The organism is Marinobacter sp. BSs20148, from assembly GCF_000283275.1.
Lineage (GTDB): Bacteria > Pseudomonadota > Gammaproteobacteria > Pseudomonadales > Oleiphilaceae > Marinobacter > Marinobacter psychrophilus.
This window is the reverse complement of sequence record NC_018268.1, coordinates 2,019,747-2,043,009: the sequence shown is the minus strand read 5'-3', so window position 1 is coordinate 2,043,009 and position 23,263 is coordinate 2,019,747. Positions and strand designations below refer to the sequence as shown.

At 52.7% G+C, this 23,263-nt stretch carries 15 protein-coding genes and 2 pseudogenes; 8 read left to right on the top strand and 9 right to left on the bottom strand.

Going from position 1 to position 23,263, the window contains the following annotated elements:
- Positions 1–12 precede the first annotated feature (12 nt).
- The 5 genes from MRBBS_RS09255 to MRBBS_RS18965 all read left to right on the top strand — a co-directional run bounded on the left by MRBBS_RS09255 (position 13) and on the right by MRBBS_RS18965 (position 11,596).
- Positions 13–4,869, top strand: coding sequence for a glutamate synthase-related protein (locus MRBBS_RS09255; RefSeq protein ID WP_014871219.1), 4,857 nt, complete (start codon positions 13–15; stop codon positions 4,867–4,869).
- 104 nt (positions 4,870–4,973) lie between these two features.
- A complete protein-coding gene (locus MRBBS_RS09250) occupies positions 4,974–6,437 on the top strand; it encodes a glutamate synthase subunit beta (protein ID WP_014871218.1) in 1,464 nt (487 codons plus the stop codon).
- A gap of 63 nt (positions 6,438–6,500) precedes the next feature.
- Complete coding sequence (locus MRBBS_RS09245) at positions 6,501–8,462, top strand: aconitate hydratase (protein WP_014871217.1); 1,962 nt, start codon at positions 6,501–6,503, stop codon at positions 8,460–8,462.
- A 295-nt stretch (positions 8,463–8,757) separates the two neighbouring features.
- Positions 8,758–9,285 carry a DUF1499 domain-containing protein gene (locus MRBBS_RS18970; RefSeq protein WP_083847031.1) on the top strand — a complete coding sequence of 176 codons (528 nt, stop codon included), beginning with the start codon at positions 8,758–8,760 and terminating at the stop codon, positions 9,283–9,285.
- A 1,600-nt stretch (positions 9,286–10,885) separates the two neighbouring features.
- Positions 10,886–11,596: a PEP-CTERM sorting domain-containing protein gene (locus MRBBS_RS18965; RefSeq protein WP_083847029.1), complete on the top strand. Its 711-nt coding sequence runs from the start codon at positions 10,886–10,888 to the stop codon at positions 11,594–11,596.
- On the opposite strand, the gene MRBBS_RS09230 is transcribed toward MRBBS_RS18965, so the two are convergent.
- The 7 genes and pseudogenes from MRBBS_RS09230 to MRBBS_RS09205 form a co-directional block, all read right to left on the bottom strand.
- Complete coding sequence (locus MRBBS_RS09230) at positions 11,528–12,583, bottom strand: reverse transcriptase/maturase family protein (RefSeq protein ID WP_014871214.1); 1,056 nt, start codon at positions 12,581–12,583, stop codon at positions 11,528–11,530. The genes MRBBS_RS18965 and MRBBS_RS09230 overlap by 69 nt on opposite strands.
- A 206-nt stretch (positions 12,584–12,789) precedes the next feature.
- Positions 12,790–12,954 carry an IS66 family insertion sequence element accessory protein TnpB gene (gene tnpB / locus MRBBS_RS09225; protein WP_187290783.1) on the bottom strand — a complete coding sequence of 55 codons (165 nt, stop codon included), beginning with the start codon at positions 12,952–12,954 and terminating at the stop codon, positions 12,790–12,792.
- 137 nt (positions 12,955–13,091) lie between these two features.
- Positions 13,092–13,295: pseudogene (gene tnpA, locus MRBBS_RS20430) on the bottom strand (IS66 family insertion sequence element accessory protein TnpA); the annotation flags it as partial.
- 392 nt (positions 13,296–13,687) lie between these two features.
- Positions 13,688–14,539, bottom strand: a complete 852-nt coding sequence (locus MRBBS_RS09220; RefSeq protein ID WP_014871211.1) for an RHS domain-containing protein — start codon at positions 14,537–14,539, stop codon at positions 13,688–13,690.
- A 65-nt stretch (positions 14,540–14,604) separates the two neighbouring features.
- On the bottom strand, positions 14,605–14,991 hold the full coding sequence (locus tag MRBBS_RS09215; protein WP_041635210.1) for a hypothetical protein: 387 nt from the start codon (positions 14,989–14,991) through the stop codon (positions 14,605–14,607).
- Complete coding sequence (locus MRBBS_RS09210; RefSeq protein ID WP_014871210.1) at positions 14,969–17,752, bottom strand: RHS repeat-associated core domain-containing protein; 2,784 nt, start codon at positions 17,750–17,752, stop codon at positions 14,969–14,971. Before MRBBS_RS09210 ends, MRBBS_RS09215 begins: the two co-directional genes overlap by 23 nt.
- Positions 17,753–17,776: 24 nt before the next feature.
- Positions 17,777–19,402: a DUF6531 domain-containing protein gene (locus MRBBS_RS09205; protein ID WP_144012702.1), complete on the bottom strand. Its 1,626-nt coding sequence runs from the start codon at positions 19,400–19,402 to the stop codon at positions 17,777–17,779.
- 71 nt (positions 19,403–19,473) lie between these two features.
- On the opposite strand from MRBBS_RS09205, the gene tnpA (MRBBS_RS09200) reads away from it, so the two are divergent.
- The 3 genes and pseudogenes from tnpA (MRBBS_RS09200) (at position 19,474) to MRBBS_RS09190 (ending at position 21,066) form a co-directional block, all read left to right on the top strand.
- Positions 19,474–19,794 (top strand): IS66 family insertion sequence element accessory protein TnpA, encoded by a 321-nt coding sequence (gene tnpA, locus MRBBS_RS09200; protein WP_041635209.1) that lies wholly within the window; start codon positions 19,474–19,476, stop codon positions 19,792–19,794.
- 188 nt (positions 19,795–19,982) lie between these two features.
- A pseudogene (locus MRBBS_RS20425) lies at positions 19,983–20,072 on the top strand (transposase domain-containing protein); the annotation flags it as partial.
- Positions 20,073–20,484: 412 nt separating this feature from the next.
- Entirely contained in the window at positions 20,485–21,066 is a 582-nt protein-coding gene (locus MRBBS_RS09190; protein ID WP_041635208.1) for an O-methyltransferase, read from the top strand.
- A gap of 631 nt (positions 21,067–21,697) precedes the next feature.
- On the opposite strand, the gene MRBBS_RS09185 is transcribed toward MRBBS_RS09190, so the two are convergent.
- Together MRBBS_RS09185 and MRBBS_RS09180 are read right to left on the bottom strand one after the other, a co-directional pair.
- Positions 21,698–22,579 (bottom strand): hypothetical protein, encoded by an 882-nt coding sequence (locus MRBBS_RS09185; RefSeq protein WP_014871205.1) that lies wholly within the window; start codon positions 22,577–22,579, stop codon positions 21,698–21,700.
- A gap of 111 nt (positions 22,580–22,690) precedes the next feature.
- The gene (locus MRBBS_RS09180) at positions 22,691–23,161 is read right to left on the bottom strand and encodes a GFA family protein (protein WP_227497609.1); all 471 of its coding nucleotides are present in this window, start codon (positions 23,159–23,161) and stop codon (positions 22,691–22,693) included.
- Positions 23,162–23,263: the final 102 nt, after the last annotated feature.

The window sequence follows — 23,263 nt, the reverse complement described above, 5'->3', positions numbered from 1 at the left end:
TTAAGGAATATAATGAATTCCAAACCGACATTCTTGTCTACCATCGCCACGGTGGATAAACGCGCCATTTTGCCGCTGCCCGATTCCCGCAACATCCATGAGGAGTGCGCTGTGGAGCACAAGCATGACATCGAAGCCAAAATCCAACACGCCCAGCAATACGGCCTTTACAACCCTGCCAACGAGCATGATGCCTGCGGCATCGGTTTTATCGCCCATATCAAAGGCCATAAAAGCCATTCCATCGTTAAGCAAGGCTTGCTCATCCTGAAGAATCTCGCCCATCGCGGCGCGGTCGGTGCCGACAAATTGATGGGCGACGGCGCGGGCGTTCTGATTCAGCTGCCGGATCAGTACTATCGCGAAGAGATGGCCAAGCAGGGTGTCGAGCTGCCGCCGCCCGAAGAATATGGCGTAGGCATGATTTTCTTGCCGAAAGAAACGACATCCCGCATCGCGTGCGAGCAAGAGATAGAACGCGTGGTGCGCGCCGAAGGGCAGGTCGTGCTGGGTTGGCGCAACGTGCCAGTCGACACCGAGATGCCGATGTCGCCTACCGTGCGTGAAAAAGAGCCAGTGATCCGCCAGATCTTCATAGGTCGCGGGCCAGACATCACGGTGAGCGACGCGCTGGAACGTAAACTGTACGTGATTCGCAAGTCTTCCAGTCACGCAATCCTGGCGCTGGATTTGCCCCACGGCAAAGAGTTTTTCGTGCCTTCGATGTCGGCACGTACCATTGTTTACAAGGGTTTACTGCTGGCAGATCAAGTCGGCCTTTATTACAAAGACTTACAGGATGAGCGCTGCGTTTCCGCACTGGCACTGGTGCATCAACGTTTTTCAACCAATACCTTTCCAGAATGGCCGCTTGCCCACCCCTTTCGTCTGATTGCCCACAACGGCGAGATCAATACTGTGAAGGGCAATGTCAACTGGATGCGCGCACGTGAAGGCGTGATGAAATCCGCCGTGCTAGGCGACGATTTGCAAAAATTGTTCCCGCTGATTGACGACGTGCAGTCCGACACCGCGTGCTTCGACGACGCGCTTGAACTGCTGCTGATGGCAGGCTATCCGATCGCGCAAGCGATGATGATGATGATCCCCGAAGCCTGGGAAAATCACACGTTGATGGACGACAACCGCCGCGCCTTTTACGAATACCACGCCGCGATGATGGAACCGTGGGATGGCCCTGCCGCGATGGCGTTCACCGATGGTCGTTACATCGGTGGCACGCTGGATCGCAACGGTTTGCGTCCCGCGCGCTATATCGTAACGGACGACGACCTGGTGGTGATGGCATCCGAATCCGGTGTGCTGCCGATTCCCGAATCCAGAATCATCAAGAAATGGCGCCTGCAGCCTGGCAAGATGTTCCTGATCGACCTCGAAGCCGGGCGCATCATCGATGACCAGGAAATCAAAGATACCTACGCCAACGCCAAGCCTTACGAGGCGTGGATTAATTCGGTGCGTATTAATCTGGACGACATTAAGCTTCACGAAACCACGCTCGACGACATCACAACGCAAACATCGGCAGAAAATACCCGCGCATCCTTGCTTGATCGTCAGCAGGCATTTGGCTACACCCAGGAAGACGTCAGGGTATTGATGTCGCCGATGGCGCTGAATGCCGAAGAAGCGACAGGCTCAATGGGCAACGACTCGCCGCCGGCTGTGATGTCTGACAAGCTCAAACCGCTGTATCACTACTTCAAGCAGATGTTCGCGCAAGTGACGAATCCGCCGATCGATCCGATCCGCGAAGCGATGGTGATGTCACTGGTGTCCTTTATCGGCCCCAGGCCGAATCTGCTCGACGTCAATAACGTCAATCCGCCGATGCGTTTGGAAGTATCGGAGCCGATTCTGGACTATTCAGACATCGCCAAACTGCGCAACATCAGCGCCCACACCAGCGGTAATTTCAAATCCTACGAACTGAACATTTGCTATCCGGTGGCCTTGGGTAAAGACGGCATGGAAGTGCGCCTGGCATCGGTGTGTGCACAAGCGGTGGATGCGGTTAAATCGGGCCACAACATCCTGATCGTGTCCGACCGAAAGGTGGACGCCGAGCAAGTGGCGATCCCGGCCTTGCTCGCTACGTCGGCAATCCATTTGCATCTGGTTAGCACAGGTTGTCGCACGTCGACCGGTTTGGTGGTGGAGACCGGTTCTGCCCGTGAAACGCATCATTTCGCGCTGCTTGCCGGTTTTGGCGCAGAAGCCATCCACCCGTATCTCGCGATGGATACGCTAGCGGAAATGGCCAACAGATTATCTGGTGATTTGTCGCCGGAAAAAGCCATCCAGAATTTCCAGAAAGCGCTCGCCAAGGGTTTGTTGAAGGTGATGTCGAAAATGGGCATATCGACTTACATGTCGTACTGCGGCGCGCAGGTTTTCGAAGCGATCGGCTTGAATAAGTCGCTTATCGACAAATATTTCAAAGGCACTGCATCCAATATTGAAGGCATCGGCGTCGTCGAAGTAGCAGAAGAGGCGCTGCGTCTGCATCAGCAAGCTTACGGCAGCGATCCGGTATTGGCGCATGCGCTCGATGCCGGTGGTGAATACGCGTTTCGCGTGCGCGGCGAAGAGCACATGTGGACGCCGGATGCGATTGCCAAGCTGCAGCATTCGACCCGATCCAACAATTTCAGCACCTACCAAGAATATGCGCAGATCATCAACGACCAAAGCAAGCGGCACATGACCCTGCGCGGTTTGTTTGAATTCAAGCTGGACCCGTCCAAGGCGATTGCTCTGGATGACGTTGAGCCGGCGAAAGAAATCGTCAAGCGCTTCGCCACTGGCGCAATGTCTCTTGGCTCGATCAGCACCGAAGCGCATGCCACGTTGGCGGTCGCGATGAACCGCATCGGCGGCAAGTCCAACACCGGCGAAGGCGGTGAAGATCCGAGCCGTTATCGCCAGGAGATGAAAGGCATCCCGGTCAAACAGGGCGAGACCATGGCATCTGTTATCGGCCATGACCAGATTGAAGCCGATATTGTCTTGCAAGATGGCGATTCGGTGCGTTCCAGGATCAAGCAGGTCGCGGCGGGTCGCTTTGGCGTGACAGCCGCGTATTTGGATTCCGCTGATCAAATCCAGGTCAAGATGGCGCAAGGCGCCAAGCCGGGAGAAGGTGGGCAGTTGCCAGGCTACAAGGTCTCTGAATATATCGCAAAATTGCGTTTCTCGGTGCCGGGCGTGGGCTTGATTTCGCCGCCGCCGCATCATGATATCTATTCGATCGAAGACTTGGCGCAGCTGATTCACGATTTGAAAAATGTAAATCCAAGCGCGTCGATCTCCATTAAGTTGGTGTCCGAAGTTGGGGTTGGCACGGTCGCGGTCGGCGTCACCAAGGCCAAGGCCGATCACGTAGTGATCGCCGGTCATGATGGCGGGACCGGCGCTACGCCGTTGTCTTCACTCAAACATGCGGGAACACCTTGGGAACTGGGCTTGGCGGAAACCCAGCAAACGCTGGTGCTGAACGGTTTGCGCAGCCGCATTCGGGTACAAGCCGATGGCCAAATGAAAACTGGTCGAGATATCGTCATTGCGGCCATGCTGGGCGCGGACGAAATTGGTTTTGCAACCGCGCCGCTGGTGGTTGAAGGCTGCATTATGTTGCGTAAATGCCACCTCAATACCTGCTCGGTTGGCATCGCGACACAAGACCCACTACTACGCGCCAAGTTCTCCGGCAAGCCAGAACACGTGGTCAACTATTTCTTCTTCGTCGCCGAAGAGGCGCGGCAGTTGATGGCGCAACTCGGTATCCGCACGTTTGATGAATTGATCGGTCGCGTCGACTTACTCGACAAGTCAAAAGCGATTACGCATTGGAAGGCCAAGGGGCTTGATTTCAGCAAGATTTTTTATCAACCGGAAGTACCTGCTTCGGTACCTCGTTATCACACGGAGGAGCAAGACCACGGCCTGGAAAAAGCGCTTGATCATCAGCTGATCGCGCAAGCGAAAGCAGCGCTCGAAAAAGGCGAAAAAGTCTCGTTCACTTTGCCGGTCAGGAACGTTAACCGCACGGTTGGCACCATGCTGTCTGGCGTCGTTGCCAAAAAATACGGTCACGAAGGCTTGCCCGACGATACCATTCACATCCAGTTACTAGGGACTGCAGGCCAATCGGCCGGCGCGTTTCTGGCGCACGGCATTACGCTAGATCTCGTCGGCGAAGGTAATGATTACGTCGGCAAAGGTTTATCGGGTGGGCGCATTATTGTCCGTCCGAATACAGAGTTTCCCGGTTTGGCAGACGACAACATTATCATCGGTAACACCGTTTTATACGGCGCGATCGCCGGCGAGGCATTTTTCAACGGCGTCGCCGGCGAGCGTTTCGCAGTGCGTAATTCCGGCGCCATTACAGTGGTTGAAGGTGTCGGCGATCATGGATGCGAATACATGACGGGCGGCACAGTGGTGGTGTTCGGAGAGACCGGCCGCAACTTTGCCGCCGGTATGTCGGGCGGTATTGCTTACGTGTGGGACCCTGACGGTGATTTTGCAAAAAAATGCAATATGGCGATGGTCACGCTGGAACCTGTCCTCGCCCACGCTGAGCAAGAAGCGAAAGTCGATCGCTCGATCTGGCATAGCCTGCTGCGCGGCGACCAAAGTGAGACTGACGAGGCGATTCTAAAGCGCCTGATTGAGCGCCATTTCAAGTACACCGGCAGCACGCGTACACGCAATTTGCTGGATGACTGGTCCAATGGCCGCAACAAATTTATCAAAGTGTTCCCGAACGAGTACAAGCGTGCACTGGGTGAGATAAATGTGGCGCCAATGGCTATTCGGCAGAAAGAAAAAAACGCAGTGTAAGTTTGCTACGCCAGTGCCTTCCTCCTGCGGGGGAAGGTCAGGATGGGGATTCGACCCCGAACCCTCTCCCTGGCAAGGAGAGTTAGATAAGACAGAGGTAGGCAATGGGTAAAATAACCGGCTTTATGGAATTTCAGCGTCAGAAAGAATCGTATTTACCAGCCGATTCACGCGTCAAGAACTATAAAGAGTTCATCCTGCCGTTGAAAGATGTACAAGCGAAAACAGAGGGTGCGCGTTGTATGGACTGCGGTACCCCGTTTTGCATGACCGGTTGCCCGGTTAACAACATCATCCCCGACTGGAACCAGTTGGTTTATAGCGGCAATTATCGCGAAGCGTTAGAGACACTTCATTCGACTAACAACTTCCCCGAATTCACCGGCCGCATCTGCCCCGCACCGTGCGAATCTGCCTGTGTGCTTGCCATCAACAACGATGCGGTTGGCATCAAATCAATCGAGCATTTCATAATCGATAAGGGCTGGAAAAACGGTTGGGTTATGCCGCAACCAGCAGCATTCAAAACAGGTAAAAAAATTGCCGTGGTTGGATCCGGCCCTGCTGGTCTGGCTGCAGCCCAGCAACTCGCGCGTGTCGGTCACGCTGTGACTGTGTTCGAAAAAAACGATCGGATTGGTGGTTTGCTGCGTTACGGCATTCCAGGCTTCAAGATGGAAAAGTCGCATATCGACCGCCGCATTGAGCAGATGCTAGCCGAAGGCGTGCAATTTCGTACCAGTGTGTTGATCGGCGAAGATTTTCCGTCAAACATCATCAACTGGACCAAAGAAACCATCTCGCCTAAGCAACTCGATCAAAATTTCGATGCCATCATCCTTGCGGGCGGTGCTGAATTGCCGCGTGACCTGCCGGTGCCTGGTCGTGAGCTGAAAGGCGTCCATTTTGCGATGGAATTCCTGCCACAGCAAAATCAGGTGGATGCCGGTGACAAGCTCAACAACCAGATCATGGCTAGCGGTAAGCACGTCGTCGTTATCGGTGGTGGCGATACCGGTTCAGACTGCGTAGGCACATGCAACCGTCATAGCGCAGCCAGCTTGGCGCAATTTGAGCTAATGCCGCAACCGCCGGAACAAGAGGATAAGCCGTTGGTATGGCCGTACTGGCCGATCAAGTTGCGTACCTCCTCGTCACAAGAAGAGGGTTGCGACCGGGATTGGGCGGTTGCAACCAAGCGTTTCGAAGGGAAGGGCGGCAAGGTCGAGAAGCTGATTGCAGCCCGCGTTGAATGGATAGACGGCAAGATGCAGGAGGTGCCAAATTCCGAATTCGAAATGAAAGCGGATTTGGTATTGCTGGCGATGGGTTTTGTGTCGCCAGTGACGCAAGTGCTGGAAGCATTCGCTGTCGACAAAGATGGGCGCGGCAACGTTAAAGCAACCACCGATGGCGACGGTTGCTACCAGACCTCGGTCGACAAAGTATTTGCCGCGGGGGACATGCGGCGCGGCCAGTCTCTGGTGGTGTGGGCAATCCGTGAGGGTCGTCAGGCCGCGCGCGCGGCGGATGAGTTTTTGATGGGTGCCTCTAATTTGCCGCGCTGAAAATAGGATTGCTAAATTAACTTTGTGTGATTCCGTAATCTTATCAAGGTTGGGAGAAAGATCATGAGCATGAACGTTACGCAGAAGTTGATCCAGTCGCATCTGTTGCACGGCGACATGAAACCCGGCGAGGAGATCGGGATCCGCATTGACCAGACGCTCACCCAAGACGCCACCGGCACTCTGGTGATGCTGGAGCTGGAGGCGATGGGCCTGGACAGGGTGAAGACTGAGGTGAGCGTCCAATACGTTGACCACAACATCATTCAGGAAGACTTCAAAAACCCCGACGATCATCTTTTTCTGCGCAGCGCCTGCCAGCGCTTTGGCGTATGGTACTCGCGACCTGGAAACGGGGTGAGTCACCCGTGCCACCAGGAAAACTTCGGTAAACCGGGTAAGACGTTGCTCGGCTCTGACAGCCACACGCCGGCCGCCGGCGCAATTGGCATGCTGGCCATCGGTGCTGGTGGGTTGGAAGTGGCGCTGGCAATGGCGGGCGAACCGTTCTTCACACGTATGCCGCTGATTTGGGGAGTGAAGCTCACCGGCAGTTTGCCGGACTGGGTGAGCGCCAAGGACGTGATCCTGGAGATGTTGCGCCGTCATGGCGTCGACGGCGGCGTGGGCCGGATCGTCGAGTACTACGGGCCGGGGCTGGCCACACTGAGTGCGATGGATCGGCACGTGATCGCCAACATGGGCGCTGAGCTTGGCGCGACCAGCACCGTTTTCCCTTCCGATCTGGAGGTGCGCCGCTTTCTGCGCGCCTGGCAGCGGGAAGAGGATTGGGTCGAGCTGGCCGCGGATGCAGACGCAACCTACGATGTGAACGAAGAGATTGATTTGTCCAGTCTGGTGCCGCTGATCGCCATGCCGTCCAGCCCTGGGAACGTGCGCCCGGTCAGCGAGGTCGCCGGCGAGCGGATCTATCAGACCTACATCGGCTCGTCTGCCAATCCCGGCTACCGTGACTTCGCCGTTTCCGCGCTGATGGTGCAGGGTCGTAAAGTAAACGACCGCGTATCGTTCGACATTAACCCCACGTCCCGAGCGCAGCTCGAAACCTTGATGCGCGACGGCCACGTAGCCCACTTGTTGCACGCTGGCGCGCGGCTGCACCAGGCTGGCTGCAACGGCTGCATCGGCATGGGTCAAGCGCCAGCCACAAACGAGATTTCTCTGCGCACGGTGCCGCGTAACTTTCCAGGCCGTTCAGGCACCCGCGAGGACAAGGTGTGCCTGGTCAGTCCGGAGACCGCCACGGCGTCCGCGCTCACCGGCGTGATCACCGACCCGCGCACGCTTGGCATCTCCTATCCACGCATCGCGGACCCAGACCACCCGATTATCAACCGCGCGATGTTCATGCCGCCGTTACCGCTTGAGGAGGCGCTGCACGTGGACCTTGTGAAAGGCCCGAACATCGCTTCGCTGCCGAACTTCGAGCCGCTGCCTGATGAGATCGAAGTGCGGGTTTTGCTCAAGGTGGCGGATGATGTTTCCACAGATGAGATCATGCCACCCGGCTTGCGGGTGCTGCCGTTTCGCAGCAACATCCCCAAGATCGCCGAGTTCGCCTTCGACCGACTCGATCCTACCTACGCCACGCGCGCCAAGCAGTTGCCCGGCCACGTGGTGGTGGGTGGCAGCAATTATGGGCAAGGATCAAGTCGAGAGCACGCGGCATTAGGCCCTCAGTATCTTGGGCTGCGCGCGGTTCTAGCCAAGGGTTTTGCGCGGATCCACGCGCAGAATCTGATCAATTTCGGCGTGCTACCGCTGACCTTCGTTGATCCTGAGGACTACGACGGCATTCAAGCCGGAGACGTGTTGCGCCTGAGCAATCTGCGTCACGTGCTGGCAGAGGGCGACGAACTGGTGGTCGAAAACGTCACACGCCAGTACAAATTTCAGATGCGTCACACCATGTCGCCGCGGCAAGTGCGGTTCTTGCTTCGCGGGGGGTTGATCAGCTGGATGAAAGAGCGCCTCTCGGCTTTACCCGAGTCTAGCGACACGTGATGGGGTATGGAGCGCAAGGCACACGTTTGGTATTGCCGACATCGAGCACCAAATTTAAATTTTGGTCTTTCGTAGATCACCGGGGGCACGTATGGGTGCGCCTCGGATTGACAAAGGCCGGGCAGGGCAGCGGTAAAACGGCCTTTCAGCCATTTCAACTCTCGCAATGTTATGCAGGCCGGCGGCCAGCTATTTTCCGATCCTTCCAACTTGCCTAAACATCCCGTCGCTATAGCTCATTTAACATAATATACATTATGCGCAGTACAGACGCGAAGTGAGGATTTATTTATGCATGGTTCAGCAGTGCAAGATGCACTTTAGTAAAGTCTCTTGTTCCCACCGTGACACTTGTCAGGAGCATTTTATCGCTATGCGTCATTTCTTGGCCTTCTCATTACTCCTGCTCGCAGGATGTGCCTCTACGAGCAAAGTGCCTCCTGCAGGCATCCAGTTCAGCCTTGATGGCTGTGCGCCATTTTTAAACTGCGTGTCGAGCATGTCCAATAATGGTCTCTATTTTGTGGAGCCAATCCGTTTGGCTGAACCACTGAGTCAGTCGTCCTGGGCGCTGATCAGAGCCGTAGCGATCGAACTGCCTGGCGCTTCGCTCAACAGTGCTCGATTTGGGTATGCGGATATCACCTGTCGCAGCGACTTGCTGGGTTTCCCGGACTATCTCGAACTGCTGGTTGATTCCGACAAACAACATCTGAACGTGAGGTCGCAATCGCTTATCGGATTCTACGATCTGGGAGTGAATCGGCGCAGGGTCGAGTTGCTGAGGAGCCGTCTTATAGAACGTGGCATTGCCATTAACTGATGTCGGCAACGTCAAGCCCAACCAGATTTGAGGAAAGGCGTCGAAGGTTGCGAACCAAACCCCTCTGTAGCACTCACTATGCAATGTCCAATATTTAGGAGTATTGGACAAAATGGGCGTATCTGTTCGCCCTGTTCGCCCATTTTCTGGACGACTACACAAAGTACTTAATTTCCACGCAAAGTACTTAATCTGGCGTACTACCGTCTCACAACCGAAAGCTATCGGGGTTGGTTGGTTGCGTAGCCCTTTTCTAGGCCCGGTCATAAAACTCCTGCGGAGTGTTTAGAAACTCGCGATGGGATTGATTGGCTTAGGACGTTGATTGCACGCTTGGAACACGAAATCATAACCTAAAGGCAAATCGAGCCAATATTGGAGACGTTACCGAGTTTGAATATCCGAAATGCGTTGGTTAATAAGGTTCGTTTGTGACTCTGCAAGATAAAACCTCAACCGTGGTCTACGTTATTACCACTCTTTGATCAAAAATCCGTAATAAAGAACATTATTACGAATTTTGTTTTCGCCCTCTCCTTTTATCTCTGCGGCATACTCGGAGACTTTCTGATGAGCAAAATCGGCCAAGCACGCGTGGTCACGCCTGTATACTTTTCTCAATTTTCTATACATATTCGTGCCGACATATATAGAACATTGGCCTTTATACATAACTTCCAACTAGGGTGACGGTCAAATTTGACCGCGCCATGCCCCGCTTCCAACTGCCGATTCTCCATTCACCGCATTCTGTGTGCGCGCACACCAATTGCTTTCGCCCTGCCGGCTACCACTTTTTGCCTCCCAATCCCTGCGCTCTTCGGTCAAATTTGACCGCTACTGGCGACACCCACCCTTCACGGTCAGTTTTTACAGGCATAAGCTTTCTTAAAGTAACTTTTTCGTCGCTACAGGTAGTGTGCCGACTGCCAAGCTGCCCTACCGTTTTCTAGTCGTAGATTTTTAGACGCAATTGTTTATCAAAAAACTACAAGAAAAGTTAGTTTTTAAGAGTGCAAAATTAGCGCTCAGAAAACGACCGTTTTCTGATAAAAGCGGTCCTTTTCGCCCGCACCCGGACGTTGGCTGCGGTGGATTACCGTCATCTCTCTTTTTGTCGAGGAGTCCAAAAAGCAGCTCAGGTCACAAAGGGGCCTCACGGGCCAGGACTGCCACGGCTTCGACCAGCGGCAGGAGTCAGCCCTAAGCTAATAAGCAGTCACTGAAAAAAACTTTTCTAATGCCAGTGGTCGGGTTCGTGAATACTGCCTTATTTGAAGAGCCTGCTGTTGAAACCACTGAGAGTTAGGTTGGCTAATGCGGCAGGTCGTTGGTGATATTCATGCTCTCCCTCTCTTTTTTGCAGTTCAATAAAAGCAATTATCTGCACTGATAAACGATGACTTGCGGCACTGATCAACCGCATAAAGTGTCGAGATAATTTACACTCAATCCATATAAGACAAGACTGATTTCTTCAAACGTTATGCGAATCAAATATATGTAAATTTGGTACGATATTTGCGGACGTATTTGGGAGTAATTAATTCTGAGACGTGGAGGTCGGTTCGTATCTACCACCCAAATAAAGGGTTAGGCGATGAATAAGTGTATCCAAAAGATTTTGTTGGCCGCGTGCATCGTGGCCATGCCTCTTACGACTTACGCGAATATTATTAACCCCGGCAATGGTTACACCCGCGAGGAGGCGTCCAATGTCGTCCAGGGCGACGGATTAGAATGGTTGAAGTGGGATGTAACTATCGGCCGGTCTGTCGAGACCGCACTCGAGGTATACGCGTCCGAGAGATGGCGTTTAGCCACAAGGATTGAAATGGCCGACCTCTTTAACGCTTTTAGCTTCGGCGATCCCTTTACTTCACAGACTGTTACCCAGAGGGTTTCCTTTGATTGGACTGATGAAGAAACGGGCTTGCAGCGGGATTTTTTAGACCTTTTCGGGCGCACAAGTATTGACTCTAGTCGCCGTTTTGTTGCCAACGATCCGCCTGAACGGTCTATCGCATTTTTCGGTTCTTTCTCGGTTGATGGGGGTGTTTACGTTGCATCCCTTTTGGACGATTTTTCGCGGATTCGATTTCCGTCCACCTCGACCCCGATTCTGAATGACGGGGTAATGTTGTTGAATTTTGATGTCGACTGGAATCGCCCTTTCAACCCGACCTTATTTGGCACTGGTGTTGCTCTTGTCAGGTCGGTGTCAGTGCCTGAGCCCGGCACCTTAGCGTTGTTGTCGCTCGGTCTTCTGGGGCTGGGATTGAATCGCCGAATTCATCGTAAAACCCTGTAAGTCATGTAGCAGGTCTACGTGTAAAGTCGATGGTGGTAATCCTGCAAAGGCCCATTGGATCCAGCGCCGTCGATACCTCTCAAGGCACGCCAGTATATCTTCTCGTGAAGAGCGCTGGCGTAGCTTCTGCTCATAAAGCCGAGTGTAGCGACGAATGTGGTTCTGATGTGTTCGTGCTGAAACAGTGAGTTTACCTTCTCCAAACTGATAGCCCAGAAAATCGAAACCCTTTTCGATCCTGCCAATAAATGTCTTGTCAGGATGTTGTTCGAGTCCTAAACGTTCGAAGACCTGGCTAACGCTCCGTATGGCCTTTCTGAGTTTCCAGCGTGTCGAAGCCAACACGATGATGTCATCCATATAGCGGCGATAGAATAAAGGCTGTTGCTCCATCGCTTGATCGAGCTCATACAAAAAGAAGCTGCCTATCAATGGGCTCAGCGGACAGCCCGATGAGATCCCTTGGCGATGGGTTAAAAACACACCGCCCTTATCAACAGAACGTTTTAGATACTGCCCGAGCAGATTTATCACAATCTTGTCATCGATGTGTTTTTCCAGCCTATCCAACAGCCGTTCGTGGTTGATGGACTGGTAATAGGATTTCACGTCGGTTCGGAAGACGAAGGCGTTGCCGCTAAGTTCTTGGTAGATCGTATTGACTGTTTGCTTGGCCCCGCCATGCCCTTTGAGATGAGTACAGAGTCGAGACGCCGGTAGCAGGTCAGCAAGTACCAGCGTTAACGCCTTCAGTACGATGCTGTCTTGTGATGCCCAAAGGTGAATGTACTCACCGTCTTGTTTGATGACCTGCTGTAATGGACTGAATAGGTAGCGGTTCCCTCTAAGCTGCGCGATCAGATCAGGCCGGATTTGAGCCCAATGAAACCGCAGATCCCAGACATCACTGTTCGCCGGGAAGTGTTTACGCTGCTGACACAGCCAGCGGTAGGCGGTGTCAACGTGATGGATGAGGCGATCAATCATTGGATTGCAAATGTCCCCTTTGTGGTCAAAACGGTCAGTCTCGGCACCGTAAGAAAGGACCGCTTTGAGAACTGAGCGGCCAATTTATGGGTTCAATACCAATTAACTCGGCGAGCTTGTATGGCGGGTTACCTTCGGACATGAAGCTCGCATCTATCTCAAAGTTGAGGAGTCAGAGATACCTCAGCTAAAATCGCCTGCTTCCTTCAGGTATTTAATCTTTTCCGCTGCCGGTTGGTGAAGGCGTAGAGCGCTCCCAAGAATGGACTGTGGCCCAACTCCTGTTCTACCAATAGTGCCAGGCCGTTGGCCTGCTTGCGGAAATTGATCGGTGCCTGGTACAGATAGATCTCCGGCAGATCCCATGACAAGCGCAGATACCGGTTTTGCATCGCAGTTGCCTCAGGACCGCGCCCAGCAACTCGATGTTGCCGGCGTGCAAGCCGGCGATTGATACAACACCGGGCAACGATACGGTTAGACCTTCTATCGCGCCCGCGCCGGGAACCGACACCACACGTGCAAACCCACTGTTCGCTTTTGCTTCTTCCGGATTCGGATACGCTTTAATAGCGCTCAGCTTCCTGCGCCAATAAACGAATTGATGGTAGATCAGTGCCTGCTGTTTGCAGTAGACGCTGCCGGACACGCCGGAGACTTGCCAGTCAGTGATATTCTGTTGCCCGGTACGCGCTCGTTCAGTTGGGGTCATGCTGATTCCTCTTGGAATGGGTGAGGAAGTCAGTGTTTGCAATCGGCGAGCCGGAATGTCGGTGCTGATTTATTGGCGCTTACACTTCGGTTATGGTTTGAGGCAATCAATCGTGCTTTACATACATCACAGGAGGCGTGTTCATAGCCTTCACTTACGTCACTTATATGGATAATTTTTTTGTTAGCCCGTCTATTGCTAAAACTGATCTCGTGACCATCTCGAACAAATCCAATTTAATGTGAATCCGTACTTTTTAGGTACTCAACATTACCAAGCTTAGGCAACTAAGGGAATAACTAAAGAATGGTTTTAAGGAAAGTTGGTTGATCCCTGAAATTAACGTCTTCCATTGGTCAGCACCTGATGAGTTTTTGACAAGATCTGGCGAACTAATCACAAATCAGTAAAACAGTTTCCTCATCAAAATACTGCCCCGGGAATCTCAGGTTCAGAGTGAAGGTGTTGCCGTCGCCATCCACATCTTCATTGGGTTTGGTGTCGCCGAACGGGCTGGAGATCCAGTTCCAGACGACGTCTCCACCAGGAGCCGTGGCGACTCTTGGGGTGCCCAGGTGATCGGTATGGATGTAGTGGACTTTGTCGTCGGCATCCACGGTTGCGACCGGCAGTGTGCCAAGGCGGATGATGTCTTGCTTTAAGGCTCCGTTAGCTTGGTATTCGCCGATCAGGCGGTTGTTCGGGGAGTAAACGAAACGGTGCTCTTTGAGGTTGTTGGTGGGCTCTGTGGATTGGCTGAGGTAGTTTTCAGCGTCGGCCTGTTTGTCGGCGGCGGCCTGTTGGGTGTCGCTTGCTTGTTGCTGGAGCGCTGTTGCCCGGTTTTCTTCATGGGTGGCTGTGGCTTCAGCGGCGGCTTTTTGGGCGATGGCGTTGTTGGCCGTTGTGCGGGCCTGGTCCGCTTCGGCTTGAGCGATGTTGGCCGCATTGGTTGCGTTGTTGGCCCGGTTTTGCAGGTTGCTGGCAACTCGTTCGCTGAATTCGGCGAGGCCCCGGTACACCCTGTTCAGCAGGCGCTGCCAGAAGTTTCTGGGTGAGTCGGTGATTCGGCTGCGGTAGGTGTTGGCTTTGGCGCTGTAGTCGTCAGCGTAGCGCTGCCAGTTGGCGGCGGTAGTTCGGTTATTTTGGGCTGCGGCGCCTTTTTCGGTGGCTAGGGTTTGGGCCTGTTGGGCTGAGGTTGGGGCCGTAGCCCAAGGCGTTGTAACGGTACTCGGCAGTGGCTTCACCGTTGGTTGAAAATAAATCTTTCCCAGTTTATGGTTTCAAAAATCAAGGGCTCTATTGACTCTCTCTACCACCATATTTCAGACTTTTTAATATTATTTATTTGCATAGCATATTCGTTGTTTTTTTTAGTCAGAATAACTGTCAACCTAACTCTATACTTTTCACCTTTAACTGTATAAAAATATTTTTTATACGCTTTGTCATCCGATATTTTTAACCCAACAGAAGTAATATTAGTTAACTTAACACTTTTAATTACTCCAACATTGTCGTTAACAACAGGGCTATCTTTGATAAATTTTTCAACCAAGCTTTTATGTTCATCAGAAAACACTGAATACTGAACAACAAAAGAAAGAATAATAATAAAAGAAACTACTGCAATGAACTTAAGCGACTGCACTTGCTTAATTATGTATTCTTTGAACTTAGAAATTTGTATAACTACCAAAATCTACTCCTACTGAAGCTCCTAGCTTCACTCCAAGTTTACTAGGCTCACCAAAATTTACCGTAAATGGACTTGAGCTTCCATATGAATCAGCAAGGGTAGAAGAAACAACGGCATTGCCTGATGCACCCTCAAAAGCGATACCTAAATCAGCAACACCAAAACCTGCTGTAGCATTGGCGCGCAAAGTTGTTCTAGCAATATAGCCAGACCCGCATTTTTCAGAATGAGGGGATACTATTGAATTTGGGTCAACCTCTAAACCTAGACCAAAACCAACACCTAAACGCCCAGTAACTTCTAGAGTTCCGTTACTATAAGCAACTCTAGCCCCACCACCATAGCCCAAGTAACCTTCCAAAGTCACAGACCAAAGCCCATAAGGATCAGTGTAACTCAGTGGATTGCCGCCCACATAGGCGTAGGTATTCAATCCACCGTTCAACCCAATCGGATCACTCTGAACATACCGCCCAGTCCCCGGATCATAATCCCGGAAGTAGTTGTAGTTCAGGCCGCTGTTGGCGTCGTATTGCTGGCCGGGGAAGCGTAGGGGCATATCGAGTTTGATGCCGTCGCCGTCTTCATCGGCATTCGGGGTGCCGACGCCAAAGGCGTCGCTGTTCCAGCTCCACAGCAGTTTTTGGCTCTGGTCGGTGGCGTGGCGTGGGGTGTTGAGGTGGTCGCTGTGCAGGTAGTACTGGTAGCTGCTGGCCACGCTGCCCGTGCCGGTAAATGCTTGTTCAATACCTGCTAGTGGCATGCCGTCGAGCCAAATCCAGTATTGCGCTTTGATTTTGTTGCCGGCGGAGCCGTAGGTCATTTGGCCGAGCAACTGACCGTCGGCACCGTACAGGTAACTGTACGTAACTATTGGTGTGGTGGGGTTGGTGCTGCTGCTGTACACCTTCTTGAGGGCACGTTGGCCAAGGGCGTTGTAGCTGTAGCTGACGTACAATTTGCCGGCGTCACGCACCTCGCTCAAGCGGCCTTGCTCGTTGTAGACGTAGCTGCGGCTGCTGGACTGTGTCAGTAAATTGCCTGCGGCATCATGGCTGAGCGCCGCGTTGCCGTTTTTTATCAGGCGGTTGCTGTCGCTAGCGGTGGTTAACGTTTGAGTCGGACCAGCCGTTTCTACGCCGTCGGTGATGTTGTAGCTGAGGCGGTTTTGGCGATTGCCGGTGGCGTCGTAACTATAGGTGGTGAGCTGCCGGATGCTTTTTTCTTCGACGATACGATCAAGGGCATCGTAGCTGTAGTTGAGGTCGCCAAACAGGCTGTGCTCGCGGCCTTTGATGTTGCCGTTGGCGTCGAAGCTGTAGGTGCTATGCCAGGAACCGATGGTTTGTGCGGCCAGTTGGTAGTCTTGGTCGTATTGGCGGTCGAGCTGAATACCGTTGCCCCACGTCAGGCTCTTCAACGGGCCAAACGGCAGATAGCTGATTGCGCTGGCGAGACTGCTGGCCAGTTGTGTGCCAATGCTCAGGTTAACGGCAATCACTTGGCCGGCGCTGTTGCGCGGGTAGGTGACGCTAAAGCCGCCAGGGTAACCGATACCAGTCAGCTGGTTGGCGCTGTCGTAGGCGTAATCGAGCAGTTCATCCTTGGGCAGTGTGGCGACCGTCAGTGAGCGGACCTGCTGCTGTAAGTTGCCACGCGCGTCGTAGCTGTAACCAATCAAACCGCCGGAGTCTTGCAGGGCGGTGAGCCGACCAACGCCGAAGTTACCGTCAGTGGTCATATCATAGGCGTAGGTGACGTTCAGCGAAGCGTTAGCCGGGTAGGTGCGTTTAGTGAGGCGATTGAGGGCGTCGTACTGGTAATTGGTGACGACGCCCCGCGCATCGGTCTTTTGCGCCACGTTGCCGGCAGCGTCGTGCACATAAATGCTGACACCACTGTCGGGGCTGCTTAGCTGGGTCAGGTTGCCGAGACCGTCGTACTGATAATTAGTGGTGACGTTGCGCGGATCTTTGACCTGGGTGAGGTTATCTTGGCCGTCGTATTGATAGCGGGTCACCCCACTCAGCGGGTCGGTGTTTTGCACCAGGCGGTCGAGGGCGTCATAGGCTTGGTTGTTGTTGTGATTGAGCGGATCGGTGCTCAGCGTCGGGTTGTCGTTGAGATCGTAAGCCTGCTTGCGGCTTTGATTGCCGGCCCCCACGCTTTTCAGTAAACGGCCGAGTTCGTCATACACCCAGGTTTGCTGTTGGGTCAGGTTGTTGCTGGCATCTTTAAGCCGCTGGGCGGTGCGATTGCCCATGGTGTCGAGGCTGTATTCAACCGTCTCACCGAGGTTGTTGGTGATTGCCGTCAAGCGGCGCGCATCGTCCCACGTGTAGGTCAGTGAGCTGCCATCACCACGGGTAACCTTGGTGATGTCACCCACCGCGTTATGTTCAAAGCTGGTCACGCTGCCCGCAGTGCTGATCGAGGCCAGCCAACCTTGTGGCGCGTAGGCCAGCGTGCTGCTGACGTTATTAGCATCGAGCACGGTTTGCGGATGGCCGAGGCTGTCGAAGTTGCTCAGGGTGGTGACGTGGCCAAGGGCATTGGTGACCGTGGTCAGGTGGCCTTCGGCGTCGTAGGTGTAGCGGGTGATGTCCGAGGCATCGGTGCGCGGGCCGTTGGCGGTTTCGATCAGGCCGAGGTTGTTGTAGGTGTAAGACCATGTGCGGTCGGCGGCGTTGGCGAGTGAGCCAGCAAGGACGCTGGCCAAAGCGAGCGACAACAGACTGGCGCGGTAAAGAGGCTTATTCATGTCAGTTCCTTCTCTAATCGACTGTCAGCGGCTGATGATGGTTTGGCTGAGCTGCCTTCCCTGGTCGTCGTATTGATACTGGATAATGCGTTTGGGTTCGGTCACCTTCGCCGGCAAGAAGAGGGTCGGGTGCCAGTCGGTGGTCATTGTGCGTGCTTGTGCCGTGCCCGAGGCTTCGGTGCGTCTGATTTCCTGGCCACGGGTGTTGTAATCGAAGGCGGTGATATGTCCTTTGTTGTCAGTCTTGGTCTTTAGCAGGCCACGGGTGTCGTAGGTGAAAGTCGAGTTGCTGTTGGGGCAATTGGCCGTGGGGTTGCCTTCGATGGCGGTGATGCGCTTGATGCCCTGAATAATCTGAAATCGATAGATGGCTGTCTTGCCCAGTTCGTTGGTGACCGTAGAGGAACCATCTGCGTTGTAGCTGATAAGAATCTTATCGGCCCCGCCCGCGTGCTCGCTGGATATTGCGCGGCCTTGATCGTCATAAGTCCAAGTGGCGTAGCGAATACCACGCTCGTCGGTGATGCCGGTGAGAAATTGCGGGTAACGACTGTCCTCGTAATAAAATTTACGGACTTCGTTGCTGCCTGAACGAGTTTTGGTGACTTTGGTCAGACGCGCCTGCGTATCGTACTGATAGCCAATGGTTAGACCTGAAACGATTACGCTCAGTGGTTGGTAGTGGTCATCTTGGGTGAAGCTAAAACTGTTGCCGACGGCGTCTTCTACGGTGACCGAACTGTTAGAGTAGCTCAGCTGATGGAACTGGCCATTGCGGTTGCCCCAGCGAGTTAATTGGCCTTGAGCATCAAAATCAAACAGCTCTTGGGTGGGAGAACTGTAACGCCAACCGGAACCGTTTTGGGCTAATTGTCCGAGCTCGGTGGCCTCCGCTGTTGCAACGCCAGCGCTAAGGCTGAATTTCGATTCTCGGCCATCGGCCTGAACCAAGGTGAGGCTGTTGCTGGCGATTTTCAGACGAGTCGAATAATTGTGCCGCCAGTAGCCATCAAAACTGTTGTAATGCCGAGTGAAGAGCAGCGGGAAGGTGCCTTCTCTGCGGTAATCCTCTTCCGCTTGGTACTTATTCCCGATAGAGGCGTTGATCGGGTTGCCCTGTTGTTTTGCTGGCGAGTTGCAGCTCAAACCGTCGTCGGGAGCACCTTTGTTCTTACTAAGTTCCAGCTCGGGCTCATACAGGACGGTCATTTTGTCGAAGGCCCTGCAGGAACCGGCACTGCCTGAGACAGACAGGAAGTTCAGCCCTGGTCTTAGCGTCACGGCCACCCCACGCGACTGCAGAAAAGACACTGCCGCAGTAAATGACCCCGAGTAATTGAAGAATGGCGTGCCATTAATTGTTGCAGTTACCGTTCCTGAATCACCCTGATTGGCGTCAGCACCACCTTGACCGTACACAGTTACGTTGGCGGCCCTGACGGTGGCGCCATCCCCTGGAGCGGTGAGGCGCAATGTGCAAGCAGCATAGACTTGAGGTGTGAGGGCGTAGAGGCTGATTGCCAATAGACCTGTGGTGGATATAAGCCGAGTCAGGTGCATCACTTCCCGTCCTTGATGATGAATTAATCCGTTAGAAATTAGTATACGATTAGTTTGTTGGCTATACAGTGTCGAATTGTAAGCGCCCATAAATCAGCACCTACATTCCGGCTCGCCGATTGCACACACTGACGTCCTCCCCCGTTCCATGAAGAATCAGCATGACCCCAACCGAACGAGCGCACGTCTGGCAGCAGCATATTACTGAGTGGCAAGTCCCCGGCGTGTCCGGCAGCGCTTACTGCAAGCAACAGTCGCTGGTTTACCATCAATTTTTTACTGGCGCCAGAAGCTGGCCCCCGACTGAAGACTCTCGGGAGCAAGAACAAGCGGTCACCGGGTTCACGCGGGTCGTTTCTGCTCCTGGCGCTGCCATCGGCCGAGCCGATGGCTTGACTGTGGCATTGCCCTGTGATGTTTCGATCACCAGTTTGCACGCCGGCAACATCGAGTTGCTGGGCGCTGTTTTGAGGCAGCTTTGATGCCCCAACGGACCTTCGTACAATCGTCGAAGTACCTTTGGTAACTTAAAGTATGCATTGGCAGTCATGCCCTCTACTCATCATCGAATGACGGGAGAGAGATCAAACTATGCCGAATAGGCTGACGGCAAGTCCGGGGAATACAAGCTTCCGAATGGGGGTGGGGCATAGTTCTGAGTTCGGCATAAACCTCGAAAACCAACAGCCTGGAACCCTCGGTTTATATCCAGCATGTTCTGGAGCGCATTGCTGAAGCTGACACACTGGAGAAGCTTTAAGCACTGCTACCGTGGGACGTCGACATAGAATGGGCTTCAAAAAAAGTGTCGCAGATCGGCTGAGGACAAGTGGGTCGATTTAAGGGCGCTTACGCTGTCCCAGGCGTTTTTTATCTTCAGTCAATTTTTCAGAGCAGGGATATGCTCTTACAGGCTAAGGGGATATTATTCTCGCTCTCGTCGATTGCGTTAGCGGCCACTCTTTACTGGCGAGGTTTTCTGACATTGGAGATTGGCTTGTTGTCGGTTTTATCTCTTTTTCCTGCCTTTGTTGGAATGGCTTTGGGTTCTGCTGTTCGTAAAAAGATACCTTCTTCAGTCTTTCTGCATCTTTTTTATTTCGCACTTTTTTCTCTTGGCAGCTACATATTATATTCTAACCTGAACGTTATTATTCGAAAGGTCATTTAATATGTCGAAGGTTCGAATTGCTTTACTAGATGAGATCGAGCGTCGTGGCGTTGATAATGACTATTCAGCCGTTCACCGTGCCGATAAGTATCTTAATATTACGCGCGATACGGGCAAGTTTCTTTTTTTGTTCGTTCAGGCTACAGGAGCTTTAAGAGTCTTGGAGTTTGGCACCTCAAACGGGTTTTCAACAAGCTGGCTCGCTTTGGCTTTACCCGATGATGGCAGGATTGTCACTGTCGACAACAGGCTTGTTAGGCATGACGAAGCTAAGGAGAATTTCTGCTCTTTAGGGATCTCTGACAAGATTGATATGGTCCACCAGGACTTTGCTGATTACCTTAAATGCTCTGAGGACTACTTTGATCTGATTTTCCTAGATGGTGATCGTAGCCTTTATCTTTCCGTTGTTGATGAGCTCCTTCGGCGCCTTCCTCCTGGTGGAGTCATCATTTGTGACAACGCAGTCTCTCATGAAGCAGAGCTTAGGAGCTTTATGCACTATTTTGATAATTTGGAGGGCTTTTCGACGGTTCTACTTCCTCTGGGAAAAGGAGAGTATGTCGTACATAGATCGGCTTAGCCTTTCGTGTTGCTACTAACCTGCCAATCAGTTTGTACCGATACTGATCCTAACCTGGAAGTTATCGTTCTGCCGGTTCCTTCTGTTTCTCCTTCTGTCGTACCAAGCATAAAGGTTCGGGATCGTCAGCCATCACTCATACTGCGAGATGATAAATTCTCTGAGTTTACTGCGCGCGTTCGATGCGTGGTGTGCAGATCAGGGGCTCTCGCAGCGTGCGGGAGAGATAAGGGTCGCACTAGCCAGGCACTTTAATGCCTATCGAACACCAGAAGCGCTTGTGCTGGAACCGCTTTTCAAGACGGTGCCGGATGAATTTAATGTTCGTGGTCGATGGGTAACCCCACTGGTGATTGAGCAGAAGTCAGCAGAGGGCATAGTAGCCGAATGCCCATCGTAATGGGTGGGACATGGTGAAGGCCTGAACTCGAAAATCAATGAGGAGCCTGTGCAGCTCAATGATTCCATATCCGACCGGACCTAGGAACATTGGCGCAAAATCAGAAGCCATCATTGGGGCAAGCAGGAGGTAATTGGCCGACTTGCTCTAAACGTTTTCGAGAAACGCCCTGTGCGGTCCCGCATGCAGGGTGTTGTGGGGGCTGGGGGTTATATACCCCTGGCTACCCGATTATGCATGACGACAGATTGAAAACAGGTAAGCAATTCCATCTTCAACCCTATTTTTTATCGATAGCAACTTTGTGATGCCGAATTTCCCGGATGACCCATGAGTGCCATCATTGAAAACACGAAAGAGGCTGAGCACATTTTTGACATCCTCATCCACAAAATTGACAGCTTCCTCTGTGAGTATTCCGGAACGCCCCAGCAAATACTTAATTTTCTCTTTGCGCGTTGGTTGACCTTGAGGAGTCTTATCGCAATCCGGTGCTTTTTCCATCACTTTTTCATCTGGAGCGTTGATGTCTAAAATTTGGACAAAAACTTCTCGGGCACTTGTGCAGAAATGTCGAGCCGCATCCGGGTTTTCTGGATTCAAAGAGAATAAGGCTCCCTTCCAGCGATTGCTCAACTCGGGCGACAACTCTTGCAGCATGTCGTCGATCTCAGTGCGAAGGAGATCGGATTGCTGCCCTTCGCTATCCTCAACGTCAGATTCAAGTGTGTTTGAAAGAGCTAAGCTATTCGCATTTTCTTGCTCTGATCTGTCTAAGAAGTCATAGCCAAAGTTGGAATGTTCAAAATCATTCTCTCTAGCATCTAAACGCTCATAATAAGTATTGAGCGTCATGGCGGAAGTTCTAACTATCTGGTATTGAGACGAGTTAGACGACCTCATTTTTCGGAGTTCGGAATCGATCTTTAGTCGATTGGCCCTGACCCTCGCATTGTGTTTTCTTACTTCGCTATTGTATCTATTAACTGCCTGCTTAACTTTCTGATTATGCTGCCTGACCTCACGGTTATACTTGGCTATAGCCTGTTTCTGTTTATTCTGTGCCTGCCTGAGCTTGCTGCTCATTTGCGCGGAACTTATTCTTCTCGGCATGCAAGCCTCCTACTCATTTTCTGCATAACGCCGCCAGCATGCGCGGCTTTGTAGTGGGGGCGAAGCCGCAACGAAAAAGGCGTCGCCGTGCCTGGCCTTGTTATCACTGCGTCAGGCATTCTCGGCAAACTGAGGCAAACCATCCGTAATCTCGAACCACGGTGCCTTACTGCCCACGAATACATGGCGACTTGCGCGCACGCCTGGATCGTTGTCGAGGGTACCCAAAGGAAGCGCGTAGACCTCTGGCATTGCATTGAACTTCGTATGAATGCTCGACCCGCAGTTTGAACAAAAAACCTTGAACTCTCCTGGCGATGACTCGTAGTTCTTGAGCAGTTCTTGGCCTTGGATGGTCCGCCAGTCAATAGCTTGTACCTTTGCACATGTTCGGAACGCCGCCGCATGGAGCTTGCGGCACATAGAGCAATGGCAGTTATAGACATCGCTTAAACCGCCATTCACCTCGTATTTGACACCACCGCAGAGGCAGCTGCCTGATAGGATCATTGATTTACCTCCCTGTGTGATAACAGCAATTAGGCAGCGCGCTTTATCATTGCAAAAATTCGACTGCGTCATGATTATGGACTTTGAACCATCCATCGTGCTGCACATAAATCGATAAAACAATAGCTGAGCCGAGCATGGCCCTCTCTGCCATGTAATCATTCAGCGTCCGCA